The sequence below is a fragment of the Curtobacterium sp. MEB011 genome, from assembly GCF_030209655.1.
In the GTDB taxonomy this organism is placed as follows: domain Bacteria; phylum Actinomycetota; class Actinomycetes; order Actinomycetales; family Microbacteriaceae; genus Curtobacterium; species Curtobacterium poinsettiae.
Genome location: NZ_JARVRN010000020.1, coordinates 1 through 16,149 on the forward strand (window position 1 = coordinate 1; position 16,149 = coordinate 16,149).

Here is a 16,149-nt window from a genome sequence, read left to right on the forward strand (position 1 = left end):
GCACGGACCGCGCACGGTGGCGGCACGGTGTCGCTCTGGCGGCACCGAGACTCGGGCTGCCGCCGCGCCGCTACGCGTCGATGCGGTCGCGGTCGAGACCCTCGCCGGCCAGGATGAACTCCTTGCGCGGCGCCACGTCGTTGCCCATCAGGAGCTCGAACACCTTCGCAGCGCCCTCGGCGTGGGTCACGTTCACCCGGCGCAGGGTTCGGTGCGCACGGTCCATCGTGGTCTCCGCCAGCTGGTCCGCGTCCATCTCACCGAGGCCCTTGTACCGCTGGATCGGCTCCTGGTACTTCTTGCCCGTCTTCTCGAGCTTCTTCAACACCGTCTGCAGCTCCTGTTCGGAGTACGTGTACAGCGTGTCGTTCGGCTTGCCGCGGTTCACCACGACGACCCGGTGCAGCGGCGGCACGGCGGCGAAGACCCGGCCCTGCTCGATCATCGGCCGCATGTACCGGAAGAACAGCGTCAGCAGCAGCGTGCGGATGTGGGCGCCGTCGACGTCGGCGTCGGACATGATGATGATCTTGCCGTAGCGGGCCTGGTCGATGTCGAACGTCCGACCCGAACCGGCACCGATGACCTGGATGATCGACGCGCACTCGACGTTCGAGAGCATGTCCGACACGGACGCCTTCTGCACGTTGAGGATCTTGCCGCGGATCGGCAGCAGCGCCTGGTACTCGCTGTTGCGCGCGAGCTTCGCGGTGCCCAGGGCCGAGTCGCCCTCGACGATGAAGAGCTCGGTGCCCTCGGTCTCCTGCGAGCGGCAGTCGGCGAGCTTCGTCGGCAGCGAGGAGTTCTCGAGCGCGTTCTTGCGCCGCTGGGTCTCCTTGTGTGCCCGCGCCGAGATGCGGGTCTTCATCTCCGACACGACCTTCTCGAGCAGGGCGGCCGACTGCGCCTTCTCGGTGCGCTGCGTCGAGGTCAGGATCTCGGTGATGCGCTTCGACACCACCTGGTCGACGATCTTGCGGACCGCCGGGGTGCCGAGGATCTCCTTCGTCTGCCCCTCGAACTGCGGCTCGGGCAACCGCACGGTCAGCACGGCGGTCATGCCGGCGAGGACGTCGTCCTTGTCGAGCTTGTCCTGCCCGACCTTGAGCTTGCGGGCGTTCGCCTCGACCTGGGCGCGGACGGCCTTCACGACACCGGACTCGAACCCGGCCTGGTGGGTGCCCCCCTTCGGCGTCGCGATGATGTTGACGAAGCTGCGGAACACGGTTTCGTAGCCACTGCCCCAGCGGAGTGCCAGGTCGACCTCGCACTCGCGCTCGACCGAGGTGGAGACCATGTGGCCCTTGTCGTCGAGCATCGGCACGGTCTCGGTGAAGGTCCCGGTGCCCTGCACACGCCAGACGTCGGTCAGGGGGCTGTCGACGGCGAGGTGCTCGACGAACTCGCCGATCCCGCCCTCGTACCGGAACCGCTCGACCACCGGGCCGGCAGCCACGCTGGTGCCCGTCGCCTCGGCACGGGCGGCAGCGGCGTCGATCGACGCAGCGCGCTCGTCGGTGATGGTGATGCCGAGCCCGGGCACGAGGAACGCAGTCTGGCGTGCACGGGTGACCAGGTCGTCGGTGCTGAACCGGGCGTCGGCGGTGAAGATCTGGCGGTCCGCCCAGTACCGGATCCGGGAACCGGTGACGCCCTTCTTGACCTTGCCCACCACACGCAGTTCACTGCCCGACGTGAAGGGCGCGAACGGGGCGTCCGGGCCGATGCCCTTGCTGTCGTCGAAGATGCCGGGCTCACCACGGTGGAACGACATGGCGTAGGTCTTGCCGCCACGGTCGACCTCGACGTCGAGACGCTCCGACAGGGCGTTCACGACCGAGGCCCCGACGCCGTGCAGCCCGCCCGAGGCCGCGTACGACCCGGAGCCGAACTTGCCACCGGCGTGCAGCTTGGTGAACACGACCTCGACCCCGGTCAGGCCGGTCTTCGGTTCGACGTCGACGGGGATGCCGCGGGCGGTGTCGCGGACCTCGACCGAGCCGTCGGCGTGCAGCACGACGCCGATCTCATCACCGTGTCCCGCGAGGGCTTCGTCCACCGAGTTGTCGATGATCTCCCACAGGCAGTGCATGAGGCCGCGGGAGTCCGTCGACCCGATGTACATGCCCGGCCGCTTCCGGACCGCCTCGAGCCCTTCGAGGACGGAGAGATGGCGTGCGGAGTAGTCGGAGCTCACCGTCGGAGTTTACCGAGCGGCACCGACAGCACCGTGTGGACACTCGCACTGGGGCCATCCGATCCGCGCTGAGCGAAACAGGCCGCGACAATGCGTCGCTCCCAGGCATCACGTGTTGAAATGGTGCAACCACCCGGCACCACCTGCGATCCGTGAGGAGCACAGCAATGACCCAGACCGTGCAGGACCCCTCCATCGACGAAGTCAGCAACCACCAGCTGACCGCCGCCGACCGTTGCGACAGCTGCGGGGCGCAGGCCTACATCCGAGCCACCATGTCGAGCGGCGAGCTCTACTTCTGCGCCCACCACGGCGCCGAGTTCAAGGACAAGCTCGCGGCGACCGCCATCGAGTGGCACGACGAGAGCAGCCGACTCTACGAGTCGAAGTAGTCGCGACCGGCAGACGGACAGGAGGCGCGGTGCCAGCTGGCACCGCGCCTCCTGTCTGTCTGCAGCCTGGTTCAGAACGCGCGGAGACGACGAAGGCCGGGCCCCCTCGGGACCCGGCCTTCTTCGTCGTGCGTCAGGCGATGCGCTTGAACGCCTTGTCGACGTAGCGGTCGACCGTGGCGCGCGCTTCGCGTGCGTAGCGGTCGATGGTCGCCGTGCGCTCGGCGTCCGGCGCGTACTCACGGCCGAGGCGCGCGGTTGCTGCGGCGAGGACACCGTCGGTCAGCTGCGGGTTGAGCGGCAGGACCGGACCCTGGGTGTGCGTGCCGAAGGAGTTCCCGACGATCGCGCCCTCGACCGGGGAGCCGGCCTGGTTGCCGCCGCCGGAGACGACGTCGGCGAAGGGGGTGACCCCGGCTGCGAGCTCGATGCGGGTGGCGTGGTCCTCGAAGCCGGCGAGACGCTTCGGTGCTCCGGGGAGCAGCGGGTACCGGGTCTCGAGGACGAAGTAGTTCACGCGGCGCTCGGCGCCGCGGACTGCTCGCGCGTCGAACACGCCGAAGCCCGCGACCGGCGCGCCCTCGGTCGGTACGACCTCGTTCGTCGCGAGGTCGAACCCACCGCCGACGGCGAGCACCGGCACACCATCGGTCGCGAACGCGCGGAGCGCCCCGCCGATGCGTGTGACGTCGTCGCCCAGGGAGCGCATCGCGCTGAGCGGACCGTTGCCGATCACGACGACGTCCGCCGTGGTCGGCAGGTCGTCACCGGGCGCGTACTCGAGGACCTGGGTCTCGATGTCCGCGGCGGCCGCACGTCGGACCAGCGCCGCGACGTTGCCGCGGTCGCCCGAGACACCCATCTGCCGGGGGTAGACGTGCAGGATGGTCAGCCGGTCGGCCGTCATGCGGTCTTCTCCATGTCCGGGTGGCCGAGGGCCTTGCGGGCGATCATCATGATCTCGTAGTTGACGATGAAGTTCTTCGTCCCGCGGGTCGTCGAACCGAGCTGCTCCATGTGCTTGATGGCAGCCTCGACGTCGGGCTCGACCCGGCCGATGCGGACACCGGCATGCTCGAGCGCGATCGCGATCTGCCACGCCTTGTCGCCCGAGACGACGTCCACGTGGTCGAGCTTCGAGAAGTCGATGTCGTAGATCCAGGAGATGTCGGGCGTGCCCTCGTCGATCGCCATGAGGACCTGCTCGGGCTGGTCCGGCAGGGCGTCGAGGTTGAGCTGCAGGCTCGCGGCGTTCTTGAACATCGTGAACTCGGCGGACTCGCCCGCGATGGGGAGCCGCTCGCCACGGCCGTAGGCCGGCTTCATCGTGCCGAAGGCCTTCGTCACGGCGTCGGCGCGGAACTGCGCACCGAGGGCCGCACTCGCCGTCGCGGTGGCCGCGGCGGCGTCGACCGCGTAGTGCAGGCCGCGGGCGGGCAGACGGACCGGGATCTCGGCACCGTCGAAGCGGATCGTCGCGCCGTCGCCCGTGTGGGCCACGACCTCGGCGTCGGCGGTGTGCTGGGCACGGTCACCCGCGTCGAACGAGTCGGCGTTCTGCAGGCCGTTCGGCGCTGCGGCGATGACCTCGTCGCTCGCACCGAACCGCAGGACGCGCTGCCCCGGGGTGCCGCTGTAGCCGTCGAGGAACTGGTCGTCGTGGTTCGTGATGACGTTCGCCGTCGACAGTGCAGCGGTGTCGAGCATCATCGTCGCCACACGCTCGGTCTCGAAGAACCGGTACAGCTGGTCGACCTGCACGTTGAGCATCGTCACCGTCGAGGGCGACAGGATGCCGGCGAGCTCCACCGCGAAGGCCTCGTCGACCTCGAGGATGCCGATGTCCGCCTTGAGACGTCCGGTCAGCGAGACCTCGGACAGCAGGGCCGACGCGATGCCCTGCGGCAGGTTCGCGCCCGACGGGTTCGTGAAGACACGGAGCCCGTGGGCCCGGACGATGTCGGAGATCATGTGCGTCGTCGTCGACTTGCCGTTCGAACCGAGCACGAAGACGACGCCGTTCGGGAACTGCTTCGTCACGTGCTGCAGGAAGTCCGGCACGAGCTTCAGGACGATGAACCCCGGGTAGGCGGATCCACCGCCCCGCGCACGGGCGAGGGCACGGAGGATCCGCCCGATCAGGATCGGGATGAAGAAGCGCATGCCGGCTTACTCGAGGTAGTCGCGCAGCGACTGCGACCGCGACGGGTGGCGGAGCTTCGCCATCGTCTTGGACTCGATCTGACGGATGCGCTCGCGCGTCACGCCGAACGTGTCACCGATCTGGTCGAGGGTCTTCGGCTGGCCGTCGCCCAGGCCGAAGCGCATGCGGATGACGCCCGCCTCACGCTCGGACAGGGAGTCGAGCAGGCTCTCGAGCTGCTTCTGCAGCATCGTGAAGCCCACCGCGTCGGCCGGCACGACCGCCTCGGTGTCCTCGATGAGGTCACCGAACTCGGAGTCGCCGTCCTCACCCAGGGGCGTGTGCAGCGAGATCGGCTCGCGACCGTACTTCTGCACCTCGACGACCTTCTCCGGGGTCATGTCGAGCTCGCGTGCGAGCTCTTCCGGAGTGGGTTCGCGACCGAGGTCCTGCAGCATCTGGCGCTGCACGCGGGCGAGCTTGTTGATGACCTCGACCATGTGCACCGGGATGCGGATGGTGCGGGCCTGGTCGGCCATGGCGCGGGTGATGGCCTGACGGATCCACCAGGTCGCGTAGGTCGAGAACTTGAAGCCCTTGGTGTAGTCGAACTTCTCGACCGCACGGATCAGGCCCAGGTTGCCTTCCTGGATGAGGTCCAGGAACTGCATGCCGCGACCGGTGTAGCGCTTGGCCAGCGAGACGACCAGACGGAGGTTCGCGCCGAGCAGGTGCGACTTCGCACGCTGACCGTCACGGGCGACCCAGCGCAGCTCACGCTCGGCGGGCTTCGACAGCCCCGTCGAGTGCTGCAGCTTGTCCTCGGCGAACAGGCCGGCCTCGATGCGCATCGCGAGCTCGACCTCCTGCTCGGCGTTGAGCAGGGCGACCTTGCCGATCTGCTTGAGGTAGTCCTTCACCGGGTCGGCGGTGGCACCCGTGATGGTCGTGGAGTAGACCGGTGCCTCGTCGTCGTCGGTCTGCGAGATGACGAGCGCACCGGCGGCGACCGCGGCAGCGGCGTCCGGCTTGGCCGTCTTGTCGTCGGTGTCGTCGGCCTCGTCGGTCGGCTCCTCGACCGGCTCGTCCGAGGCGATGGCCTCGTCGACGGCGTCGGTCTTCTTCGCCTTGGGTGCTGCCTTCTTGGCAGGCGCCTTCTTGGCAGGGGCCTTCGTGGCGGGGGCCTTCGTGGCGCGCTTCTTCGGCGCTGCGGTGCCCTCGGTGGCGGTGGCGTCCTCTGCCACAGCGCCCTCGGGCTCGGTGTCCTTCGTGGGATCGATCGTCGTGCTCCGGGCAGCCATGCGATCACCTCTCTCGTCGTGCCACGTTCGTGGGGTCGTGGCTTCCCTCGCCGCCCAGGTCCCGCGCCGCAGTCCCCCGCGTCGTACGAGTCCTACCGTTCCGGGCAGCACTAGGACCCATGTCAAGTCCCCCGAGTTCACCGGCGCACCGAAGTGCTCCGACAGACAGGGGTCCCGAACGGGTCCGTGATCATTATTGCACGTGCCGCCTCCGCAGGCGTGCAACGAGTGCAACCCAGAGTGGTCCGACGCGTATTCCCTCTTCCGAGTGCAGCACCCGACGGGTCCGGCGGCGGGCGTGCAGGAGCATTCCGACGCCGAACCCGACCACGACGTACTGCACCGTGAGGGCGATCCGGAAGTTCTCCCAGGCGAACACCGTGGTGCCCGATGCCCGCGCCGCCACGTCGAGGACGACGCCGATCAGGTACATCATCACGAACGCCGCGAGGAACCCACCGACGTTCACCACACCGTTCGCCGAGCCGAGCGAGCCGACCGGGTTGAAGGTCCGGGCGAAGTCGAAGCCGATGAGCGAACCGGGTCCGCCGATGCCCATCGCGACGACGAGCAGCACGAGCAGCCAGGTCGGCGGGTGCCCGGGCCAGAGCAGGATCGCCGTCCAGAGCACCGCGAGCAGCACGACCACGCCGAGCACCAGGTTCGACCGGCGCATCGGGAACCGTGCGCAGAGCACGCCGAGCACCGGGCCGGCGACGAACCCGACCACCACGATGATCGTGAGGAAGCCCGCCGCCTCGCCCGGGGAGTACCCGAGTCCCCGGAGCATCGGGACGCCCCACAGCAGCGAGAACACCGTGCCCGAGGACTGCGTGACGTAGTGCGACCAGAACCCGAGCTGTGTGCCGGGGCGCCGGAGCGCGTGCCCGAAGGTGCTGAACGCGGCACCCCACGAGTGCGGCAGCGGGATCGTGTCGGTCCGCACCGGCACCGGACCGTTCCGGACGAACACGGCGGCGAGCACCAGACCGACCGCGCTGGCCGCGGCAGCGACGCCGAACGCCGGGGTCCACCCCACCGAGTGCAGGAGCACCGCGAACGGGAACGCCGACAGGACCTGGCCGATCTGCCCGAGGTTGCCCGTCCACTGCGAGATCTGCGGCAGGATCCGACCGCTGAACCACATCGGCACCAGGCGGATCACCGAGATGAAGGTCATCGCGTCGCCGGCCCCGACGAGCACCCGCCCCGCGATGGCCGGCCCGATCGAGGGCGACACCGCGACGATCGCCTGTCCGACGACCAGCAGTGCGGCACCGAGGAGCACCAGCCGACGCGGTCCGACGCGGTCGAGCGCGATCCCCACCGGGATCTGCAGCCCCGCGTAGACGGCGATCTGCACCACGGCGAGCGTCGACAGGACGGCCGCCGAGACGGCGAACCGGTCCTGCGCGTCGACGCCGGACACTCCGAGCGAGGACCGTTGCACGACGGCGAGGACGTACGCGAGGACCGCGACGCCCCAGATCAGGAAGGCACGACGGGAGTTCACCGGACCAGGCTACCGACGCGTTCCCACGTCGATACGCGACAGCCGTCGCGAACGCGGGTCACGTCGTGCAGGTGACGACGGAACGGCCTGGAGGCGCGGTGCGGGCCCGCACCGCGCCTCCAGGCCGTCCTGTCGGAGCGTCCGGATCCGACGCGACGGTCAGTCGGTCGCGTCGCCCTGGGTGCGCCGGTCGGCCAGGAAGCGCTCGAGCTCGGCGGCGATCGCGTCGGCGGTCGGCACCTTGCCGTCGACGCCGGTGAGCGGCGACGCGACGGGGTTGCCCTCCATGTAGGTGTCGTGCCGTTCCTCGAGCACGGAGACCAGGCGCTGCAGCTCGGCGTTGCCGGCCACCTGCTCCTCGACGCGCGTCAGGAACTCGCGACCCGACTCGCGCAGGGCGTCCGTCGGGAAGATCAGTCCGGTCGCGGCGGCGATGCCGGAGAGCGCTGCGACGGCGGCGTCCGGGAATTCGGTGTCTGACAGGTAGTGCGGCACGAGCAGCACGAGCCCCGTCACCTGCGCACCCGTCTCGGCGAGGCGGTGCTCGACCAGGTGCAGGACGTTCGCCGGTGCCTGGGTCTCGGGCTTCCAGACGCTCATCTGCTCGACGAGGTCGGCCCGGGTGCCCGAGACGGTGAGGCTGATCGGACGGGTGTGCGGGACCGGCATCGGGATCGACTGCACCCAGGTGGTGTCGGCGACCTGCAGGTCGGCGGCGAGCCCGGTGACGGCGCGGACGAAGCGGTTCCACTGGAAGTCCGGCTCGTAGCCCGACAGGAACAGGAACGGCTGGCCGATCTCGTCGCGCACCAGGTGCAGTGCAAGACGGGGCGGTTCGACGGCGCTGATGTGGTCGTGCTCGAAGGTGATGACCGGACGACGGGCACGCCAGTCGAGCAGCACGTCGGGGTCGAACTCGGCGACGAGCTCGGTGTCGAGGTCCTCGAGGATCGAGTTCGTCACCTGTGCGACGGCGGAACCGGCATCGGCGAACCCGGTCAGCCCGGCGACCAGGTGCAACCCCGCCGGGACGGTCGGGGCGTCCGCGTCGAACGTGTAGAGCTCCTCAGGGTGGTTCACCGTCCCCATGCTAGGCGGGGCCCCCGACGACCCCGGTGCGCGACGACGACGCCGACAGCGAACAGGCCGTCGGTAGGGTTGGGGCATGGTCCGACCGACGCTCTCCACCACCAGTTCACCCCCCGAGACCACCACCGCCGACGTCCTCGTCGTCGGGGTCCGTCCGGGATCCTCCGGCGACGCGGACAGTGCCGCTTCCCTCGCGCCCAGCGCCCTGGGAGCGGTCGACGCCCTCGCCGACCTCGACCTCGCCGCGATCGGGGTCACCGGCGCGAAGGACCAGCTCGTCCGGCTCCCCGCCTCCGGTGTCGGGGCGAAGTCGGTCGCGCTGATCGGCCTCGGCTCCGCCACGGGCGCCGCCGCGACCCGTGCAGCCGCCGGCAGCGCGGTCCGACAGCTCCCCCGCGTCGACTCGATCACGCTGGCACTGCCCACCGACTCCGCCGAGCTCGTCGAAGCCGCCCTCGAGGGCGCGGCGCTCGGCGCGTACGCCTTCACGCGCCACAAGGGCACCGGCACCAAGGCCCCGGCCCGTGGCGACCAGCGCATCGAGGTCGTCGCCCCCGCCGACGTCGCCGCCGACGCAGCGGTGCGCCCGGCGATCGTCGCCGACGCCGCGTCGCTCGTGCGCGACCTGGTGAACACCGCCGCCGGTGACCTCGGGCCGCAGGACGTCGCCGACGTCGCGACCGGGTTCGCATCGGACCTGCCGCTCACGGTCGAGGTCCTCGACGAGCAGGCGCTCGAGGAGCAGGGCTTCGGCGGCATCCTCGGCGTCGGCCGCGGTTCCGCCCGGCCCCCGCGTCTCGTCGTCGTCCGGTACGCACCGGAGTCCGCGACGAAGCACCTCGCCCTGGTCGGCAAGGGCATCACCTTCGACTCGGGCGGCCTCTCGCTCAAGCCCGCGGCGTCGATGCTCGGGATGAAGACCGACATGACCGGTGCCGCCACGGTGCTCGCCGCGACCGTCGCCGCCGCCCGCCTGGGCCTCGACGTGCGGGTGACCGCATGGCTCGCCCTCGCCGAGAACATGCCCTCCGGCACCGCGACCCGCCCGGGCGACGTCCTGACGCTCAAGAACGGCACCACGGTCGAGGTCACCAACACCGACGCCGAGGGGCGCCTGGTGCTCGGCGACGGGATGGCCGCCGCATCGCTCGAGCAGCCCGACGCGCTCGTCGACGTCGCCACGCTGACCGGTGCCCAGGTCGTCGCGCTCGGCGACCGCACGACCGGCCTGATGGGCAGCGACGACCTCGTCGCGAAGGTCCGCGCCGTCGCCGAGGGCGTCGCGGAGCCGATCTGGCCGATGCCGCTGCCCGAGGAGCTCGAGGCCCGGCTGACCAGCGACGTCGCCGACATCGTCAACGCCACGGTCGGCAACCCCGCCGGCGGCATGCTGCTCGCGGGCAAGTTCCTCGAGCGCTTCGCGGGCGAGGGTGTCCCCTGGGCGCACCTCGACATCGCGGGTCCGTCGGAGAACAAGGGCGGCGGGTACGCCTGGTTGGGCAAGGGGGCGACGGGTGTGATGGTCAGGACGCTCATCGCTCTCGCAGAAGACCTCCAGTCCGAGTAGTAGGTTTGGTACCGGTGGGAACGGCGCACTGACGCGCCTCCCACCGGTACTGCACGGGACGGGACCGGAACCACGCGGTCCGACCGTCGGACGCCGCCCTCCGCGGTGTCCACGTAGGGCCCGATCGGCCCGACACGCACGAGGGAGTTGCACCAGGTGACGGAACAGACTTACGACGTCGTTGTCCTCGGTGGCGGGAGTGGTGGGTACGCCGCTGCGCTCCGGGCCGCCGAACTCGGCATGAGCGTCGCGCTCATCGAGGGCGACAAGCTCGGAGGGACGTGCCTGCACCGCGGCTGCATCCCGACGAAGGCACTGCTGCACGCGGCCGAGGTCGCCGACGCGACGCGCGACGCCGAGAAGTACGGCGTGGTCGCGGAGTTCGCCGGTGTCGACGTGCCCAAGGTCATCGACTACCAGCAGGGCATCATCAACTCCAAGTACAAGGGCCTGCAGGGTCTGATCAAGGCCCGCGGCATCACCGTGGTCGAGGGCTGGGGCCGTCTGACCTCGCAGAACACCGTGCAGGTCGGCGACCAGACCGTCACCGGCAAGAACATCGTGCTCGCGACCGGCTCCTACTCGAAGTCCCTGCCGGGGCTCGAGATCGGCGGACGCGTGATCACCTCCGAGACCGCGCTCCGCATGGACTACGTCCCGAACAAGGTCGTCATCCTCGGCGGCGGCGTCATCGGCGTCGAGTTCGCCAGCGTCTGGAAGTCCTTCGGCGCCGAGGTCACCATCGTCGAGGGCCTGCCGCACCTGGTCCCCGCCGAGGATGAGTCGATGTCGAAGCAGCTCGAGCGTGCGTTCCGCAAGCGCGGCATCGAGTTCTCGCTCGGTGTCCGGTTCCAGGGCGTCGAGCAGCACGAGAACGGCGTCGTCGTCACGCTGGAGGACGGCAAGACCTTCGACGGTGACGTCCTGCTCGTCGCCGTCGGCCGTGGCCCGGTCACGCAGAACGTCGGCTACGATGAGGTCGGCGTGACGATGGACCGCGGGTTCGTCACCACGAACGAGCGTCTCGCCACGAACATCCCCAACGTCTACGCCGTCGGCGACATCGTCCCCGGCCTGCAGCTCGCGCACCGCGGCTTCCAGCAGGGCATCTTCGTCGCCGAGGAGATCGCCGGCCTCAACCCGGTGGTCATCGAGGACAAGAACATCCCGAAGATCACCTACTCCGACCCCGAGGTCGCGTCGGTCGGACTCTCGCAGGCCAAGGCCGAGGAGCAGTACGGCGCCGACAAGGTCGACTCGTACGAGTACAACCTGGCCGGCAACGGCAAGAGCCACATCATCGGGACCTCCGGCTCGGTCAAGGTCGTGCGCGTCGTGGACGGCCCCGTCGTCGGTGTCAGCATGATCGGCGCCCGCGTCGGTGAGCTCATCGGTGAAGCCCAGCTCGCCGTCAACTGGGAGGCCTACCCCGAGGACATCGCTCCCCTGGTGCACGGCCACCCGACCCAGAACGAAGCCCTCGGCGAGGCGTTCCTGCACCTCGCGGGCAAGCCGCTGCACGCGCTGTGACCGGCACCGGCAAGCGCACTGTGACAATGACATCAACAACCACTGCAATCCCCCGCGAAGAGGAGTCCACCCGATGAGCGAATCCGTCAACCTCCCGGCGCTCGGCGAGAGCGTCACCGAGGGCACGGTGACCCGATGGCTGAAGAACGTCGGTGACCGGGTCGAGGTCGACGAGCCGCTGCTCGAGGTCTCGACCGACAAGGTCGACACCGAGATCCCGTCGCCGATCGCCGGCGTCGTCGAGGAGATCCTCGTGCCAGAGGACGAGACCGTCGAGGTCGGCACCGCCCTGGTGAAGATCGGTGACGGCTCCGGTTCGTCCGACGGCGGTTCGGACTCGTCCGACTCCGACGACGCCAACGCCGCCGCTGCCGAAGCCGAAGAGCCCGAGGCCGCTCCGAGCACCGAGCAGGAGGCCGAGACCCCCGCTCCGGAGCCCACCGAGCCCGAGCCCGCCCCCGCCGGTCAGACGCAGCCCGCTGCCCCGCAGGCACCGTCTGCGCCGCCCGCCGCAGCGCCGGTCCCGGCCGCCGCACCCGTCCCGCCGCCCGCAGCCGCTCCGCCGGCAGCCGTTCCGGCCCAGGCCGCTCCGGCAGCAGCTCCGGCGTCCGCGCCGAGCACCACGGCCGCCGCCGCGGTCCCGAACCCCACGCAGGACGGCGCAGCCTCCGGCTACGTCACCCCGCTGGTGCGCAAGCTCGCCAACGAGCAGGGCGTCGACCTGTCCACGGTCACCGGTTCCGGTGTCGGGGGGCGCATCCGCAAGGAGGACGTCCTCGCCGCCGCCGAGAAGGCCCCGGCCGCCCCGGCTGCAGCAGCACCCGCTGCCGCGTCCGGCCCGTTCGTCGCCGAGGTGTCGCCGTTGCGCGGCACCCGCGAGAAGATGACGCGGCTGCGCAAGGTCGTCGCCGAGCGTGCCGTGCAGTCGATGACCTCGACCGCACAGCTCACGAGCGTCGTCGAGGTCGACGTCACGAAGGTGGCGCAGTTCCGCGACGCCCACAAGGCGGAGTTCCTCGAGAAGACCGGCTCGAAGCTCTCCTTCATGCCGTTCTTCGCCCTCGCGGCGTCCGAGGCGCTGAAGGCCCACCCGAAGATCAACTCCACGGTCGAGGGCGACGAGATCGTCTACCCGGAGACCGAGAACGTCTCCATCGCGGTGGACACCGAGCGCGGCCTGCTGACCCCGGTCATCAAGGACGCGGCCTCGCTGGACCTGGCGCAGTTCTCGAAGTCCATCGCGGACCTCGCCGAGCGCACCCGGAACAACCAGCTCAAGCCCGACGAGCTCGCCGGCGGCACGTTCACGCTGACCAACACCGGTTCGCGCGGCGCGCTGTTCGACACCCCTGTGGTGTTCCTGCCGCAGTCGGCGATCCTCGGCACCGGCATCGTCACGAAGCGTCCGGCGGTCGTGAAGGTCGACGGCCAGGAGGCCATCGCCATCCGCTCGTTCGTCTACCTGGCGCTGTCGTACGACCACCGGATCATCGACGGTGCGGATGCCTCGCGGTACCTCGTCGCGGTGAAGAACCGTCTCGAAGAGGGCAACTTCGCCCCGAACCTCGGGTACTGATCCCAGCAGCACGGCCGACGGCCCCGGTTCCCCTCGTGGGAGCCGGGGCCGTTCCCGTTCCGGGGGTTCGGCGGCACCAGCCGCGTCACCCGCCCCCGAGCAGGGTCAGGGCGGCGACCACCGACCCGACGGCGACTCCCACGAGCACGCGGCGGAGCGGGAGTCGTCGATCGGTTCCGAGCGGGACGCCGTGTTCGACCACGTCGCGGAGGCGCTCGAGCAGCCCGTCCTGCCGAATCGCCGTCGGCGACTCGGCGAAGACGAGGTCGCTCGGCACCGGCGTCCACCGGAACGGGCGGGGTGCTGCACTTGCGCGGACCAGCTCGAGAGCCGACCGCGCGGTTCGGTCGTCGCCGTCGAGGGCGTCCTGCAGCGCGTCGTGCACCGGTCGCTGTGCGGGATCGGCCGGGTCGACGCGGTCCCAGACCGTCCGGGCTGCGAGGACGAGGGTCCGGGTGGCGTCCGTCGAGTGCGCGGTGCGCGTCGGGCTCGTCGCGTTCGTCGGGCTCGTCGCGTTCGTCGGGCTCGTCGCGTTCATCGGGCTCGTCGCGTTCATCGGGCTCGTCGCGTTCATCGGGCGGTCGCAGAGCACGACGGCGCCCGAGTCGTCGACCAGGACGTCGTCGATGCCGGCGGAACCGAGCAGGACGGCGCCGTCGTGCACGGCGACGAGGAGTTCCAGGAGCGGCACCGACAGCGTGACCGCGACGCCGGTGGTCGGCGTGCCGAGCCGATCGAGCGCCGCCACGAGCGGCGTGCCGGTCGGCCGGTCGAGGTCGACCCCGAGACACCCCGTCCGGGTCCTGCCGACTGCGGCCACCGGGACGAGGTGCCGCTCGGCGGCAGCGGAGCGGTCGGCGACCCAGGTGAGCACGTCGGTGTCGTCACCGGTCGCGATCCAGCGATCCGGGTGGTGGTCGGTCATCGTCTCCATGGTGACCAGCGTGGCGGGGGTGTGGTGGGCCTCCAGGCTGTGCGGCACCACCTGTGGACAAGACGTGTTCGCACACAGCCGGACATGCGGCGGTCTCCCCCGGCGCACGGAGGCCGTATCCTGTTCCCATGGCACGCAGCTCTTCCACAGACAAGAAGGCGAAGGAGCCGGGGCGTCTCAAGCAGATGTTCCAGGTCTTCCAGATGACCCGCAAGGCCGACCCGTCGTCGGTCTGGTGGTTCGCCCTCGCCTTCGTCGTTCCGGTCGTCCTCGGTGTCCTGCTGGCGCTGCTCCTGCCGGGGCAGAACTGGCTCGCGGTCGTCCTGTGGATCGTCGCCGGTGTGCTGCTCGGTGTGCTGCTCTTCCTCATCGTGCTCACCCGTCTCGCTGAACGTGCCGCCTACTCGCAGATCGAAGGCCAGCCCGGTGCCGTCGGCGCCGTGCTGTCGAACTCGCTCCGTCGGCAGTGGCGCTCGAGCGAGATGCCGGTCGCGGTGCACGGTCGCTCACAGTCCGCGGTCTACCGCGCGGTCGGTCGCCCGGGTGTCGTGCTGATCACCGAGGGCCAGCGCGGCAACCTCAGCCGTCAGCTCGACGAGGAGCGCCGCAAGGTCCAGCGCATCGTGCCGAACGTCGCCGTGCACGTGCTGCACGTCGGTGATGGCACCGGCGAGAGCCTGACGCTGCACAAGCTGCCCCGTGCCATGAACAAGCTCAAGAAGTCGCTCAACCGCAACGAGGTCCTGGCGGTCGCGAACCGTCTCGACTCGCTGACGCAGAGCCCCGCGGCCTCGATCCCGAAGGGCATGGACCCGATGCGTGCCCGTGCCGGACGTCCGCGCTGACCCAGCCGCAACACACGAAGACGCCCCCGACCGATCCTGGTCGGGGGCGTCTTCGTGTGGACGTGGGGTGACGGCGGGTGCGGGCTGCGGCGTTCGCGCGGGTCCGGGCGGGTCCGCACGGGTCCGCACGGGTCCGCACGGTGCGACCTTCGCTGAACCGTGCGAGGTTGCCAGCTCAGTGCGGGTCTCCGGCGGCGCACGGAGCAGGGAAGCTCACGTCAGATGAGCAACCTCGCACGGTGCGAGGTCCGGCGGTGGAGGCCCGGCGCGCAACCTCGCACCGTGCGAAGGCCGGCGTACAAACTCGCACCGTGCGAGGGCGTGCGGTGGAGGCCCGGCGCAATCTCGCATCGTGCGAGGTTGCCTACTCGGTGCGAGGGGACGGGTCGCGCACGGAGTAGGCAGCCTCGCACCGGACGATCGACCTCGCACCGTGCGGACAGCCACGGCCCTCGCGCCGCACGCCCGCGGCACCCACGGCACCCGCGGCACCCGCGGCACCCGCGGCACCCGCGATCAGCGTCGGACGAGCACCGTCCCGGCGATGCGGTCGTGCGCTCCGCGGCTGTCACGGTCGATGATGAGCGCCGGCACCACCAGGCAGAGCAGCACGGTCCGGACGACGGGCCGCCACACCCCGACGTAGCCCCCACGCATCGGGACGACCCGCAGGCCGACGCAGATGTGCCCGAACGACCCGGACAGCAGGCAGATGAACAGGATCTGCAGGACGGCGAAGATCGCGAGCTGGATCCAGGTGTGTGCGATGTCGCCCGACCCGTTCACCGGTGACCACACGCCGGTGACGTAGGCGACGAGGTCAGCCAGGGCGCCGTCGATCAGGAGCGCCACGACGCGGCGGCCGATGCGCCCGACGCTGCGGGGCCCCTCCTCCGGCAGCCCGAGGTCCTTGCCCGGCCACCCGTCCGGGTGCTCGGAGGGCGCGGACGGACTGGAGGTGCTGCGGGCCATGGTCCCCAGCGTAGGCGACCACCTGGGCGTAACACGCCCGAAACAAACCAGTCATGTCCGGGAAACCCCGTGTCAATAGCCTCGTCGGAG

At 70.3% G+C, this 16,149-nt stretch carries 13 protein-coding genes; 5 read left to right on the forward strand and 8 right to left on the reverse strand.

Annotated elements, in window-relative coordinates:
- Positions 1 to 70: 70 nt before the first annotated feature.
- Positions 71 to 2,197: a DNA gyrase/topoisomerase IV subunit B gene (locus tag QRN30_RS17505; RefSeq protein ID WP_284761651.1), complete on the reverse strand. Its 2,127-nt coding sequence runs from the start codon at positions 2,195 to 2,197 to the stop codon at positions 71 to 73.
- 167 nt (positions 2,198 to 2,364) lie between these two features.
- Here QRN30_RS17505 and QRN30_RS17510 point away from each other — a divergent pair, with 167 nt between their 5' ends.
- Complete coding sequence (locus QRN30_RS17510; protein ID WP_017886093.1) at positions 2,365 to 2,589, forward strand: DUF7455 domain-containing protein; 225 nt, start codon at positions 2,365 to 2,367, stop codon at positions 2,587 to 2,589.
- 133 nt (positions 2,590 to 2,722) lie between these two features.
- On the opposite strand, the gene QRN30_RS17515 is transcribed toward QRN30_RS17510, so the two are convergent.
- From QRN30_RS17515 to QRN30_RS17535, 5 genes are all read right to left on the reverse strand, one after another.
- Complete coding sequence (locus QRN30_RS17515) at positions 2,723 to 3,496, reverse strand: type 1 glutamine amidotransferase (protein WP_111039873.1); 774 nt, start codon at positions 3,494 to 3,496, stop codon at positions 2,723 to 2,725.
- Positions 3,493 to 4,752 carry a MurT ligase domain-containing protein gene (locus QRN30_RS17520; protein ID WP_017886091.1) on the reverse strand — a complete coding sequence of 420 codons (1,260 nt, stop codon included), beginning with the start codon at positions 4,750 to 4,752 and terminating at the stop codon, positions 3,493 to 3,495. The genes QRN30_RS17515 and QRN30_RS17520 overlap by 4 nt, the downstream gene beginning before the upstream one ends.
- Before the next feature lie 6 nt (positions 4,753 to 4,758).
- Positions 4,759 to 6,033, reverse strand: a complete 1,275-nt coding sequence (locus tag QRN30_RS17525; RefSeq protein ID WP_017886090.1) for an RNA polymerase sigma factor — start codon at positions 6,031 to 6,033, stop codon at positions 4,759 to 4,761.
- 193 nt (positions 6,034 to 6,226) lie between these two features.
- A complete protein-coding gene (locus QRN30_RS17530) occupies positions 6,227 to 7,546 on the reverse strand; it encodes an MFS transporter (RefSeq protein ID WP_042537033.1) in 1,320 nt (439 codons plus the stop codon).
- 159 nt (positions 7,547 to 7,705) lie between these two features.
- Entirely contained in the window at positions 7,706 to 8,635 is a 930-nt protein-coding gene (locus tag QRN30_RS17535; protein WP_284761653.1) for a proteasome assembly chaperone family protein, read from the reverse strand.
- 76 nt (positions 8,636 to 8,711) lie between these two features.
- On the opposite strand from QRN30_RS17535, the gene QRN30_RS17540 reads away from it, so the two are divergent.
- The 3 genes from QRN30_RS17540 (at position 8,712) to sucB (ending at position 13,308) form a co-directional block, all read left to right on the forward strand.
- Entirely contained in the window at positions 8,712 to 10,202 is a 1,491-nt protein-coding gene (locus tag QRN30_RS17540; RefSeq protein WP_284761655.1) for a leucyl aminopeptidase, read from the forward strand.
- 156 nt (positions 10,203 to 10,358) lie between these two features.
- Positions 10,359 to 11,732 carry a dihydrolipoyl dehydrogenase gene (gene lpdA, locus QRN30_RS17545; RefSeq protein WP_017886086.1) on the forward strand — a complete coding sequence of 458 codons (1,374 nt, stop codon included), beginning with the start codon at positions 10,359 to 10,361 and terminating at the stop codon, positions 11,730 to 11,732.
- 73 nt (positions 11,733 to 11,805) lie between these two features.
- On the forward strand, positions 11,806 to 13,308 hold the full coding sequence (gene sucB, locus QRN30_RS17550; RefSeq protein WP_017886085.1) for a 2-oxoglutarate dehydrogenase, E2 component, dihydrolipoamide succinyltransferase: 1,503 nt from the start codon (positions 11,806 to 11,808) through the stop codon (positions 13,306 to 13,308).
- Between the two features lie 85 nt (positions 13,309 to 13,393).
- Here sucB and QRN30_RS17555 read toward each other — a convergent pair whose 3' ends face one another.
- Positions 13,394 to 14,242, reverse strand: coding sequence for a hypothetical protein (locus QRN30_RS17555; protein ID WP_284761656.1), 849 nt, complete (start codon positions 14,240 to 14,242; stop codon positions 13,394 to 13,396).
- A gap of 128 nt (positions 14,243 to 14,370) precedes the next feature.
- Between QRN30_RS17555 and QRN30_RS17560 the strand changes: the two genes are divergently transcribed.
- On the forward strand, positions 14,371 to 15,087 hold the full coding sequence (locus tag QRN30_RS17560; RefSeq protein WP_042537027.1) for a DUF4191 domain-containing protein: 717 nt from the start codon (positions 14,371 to 14,373) through the stop codon (positions 15,085 to 15,087).
- A gap of 516 nt (positions 15,088 to 15,603) precedes the next feature.
- Here QRN30_RS17560 and QRN30_RS17565 read toward each other — a convergent pair.
- Positions 15,604 to 16,059, reverse strand: a complete 456-nt coding sequence (locus QRN30_RS17565; protein WP_017886083.1) for an RDD family protein — start codon at positions 16,057 to 16,059, stop codon at positions 15,604 to 15,606.
- Positions 16,060 to 16,149 lie beyond the last annotated feature (90 nt).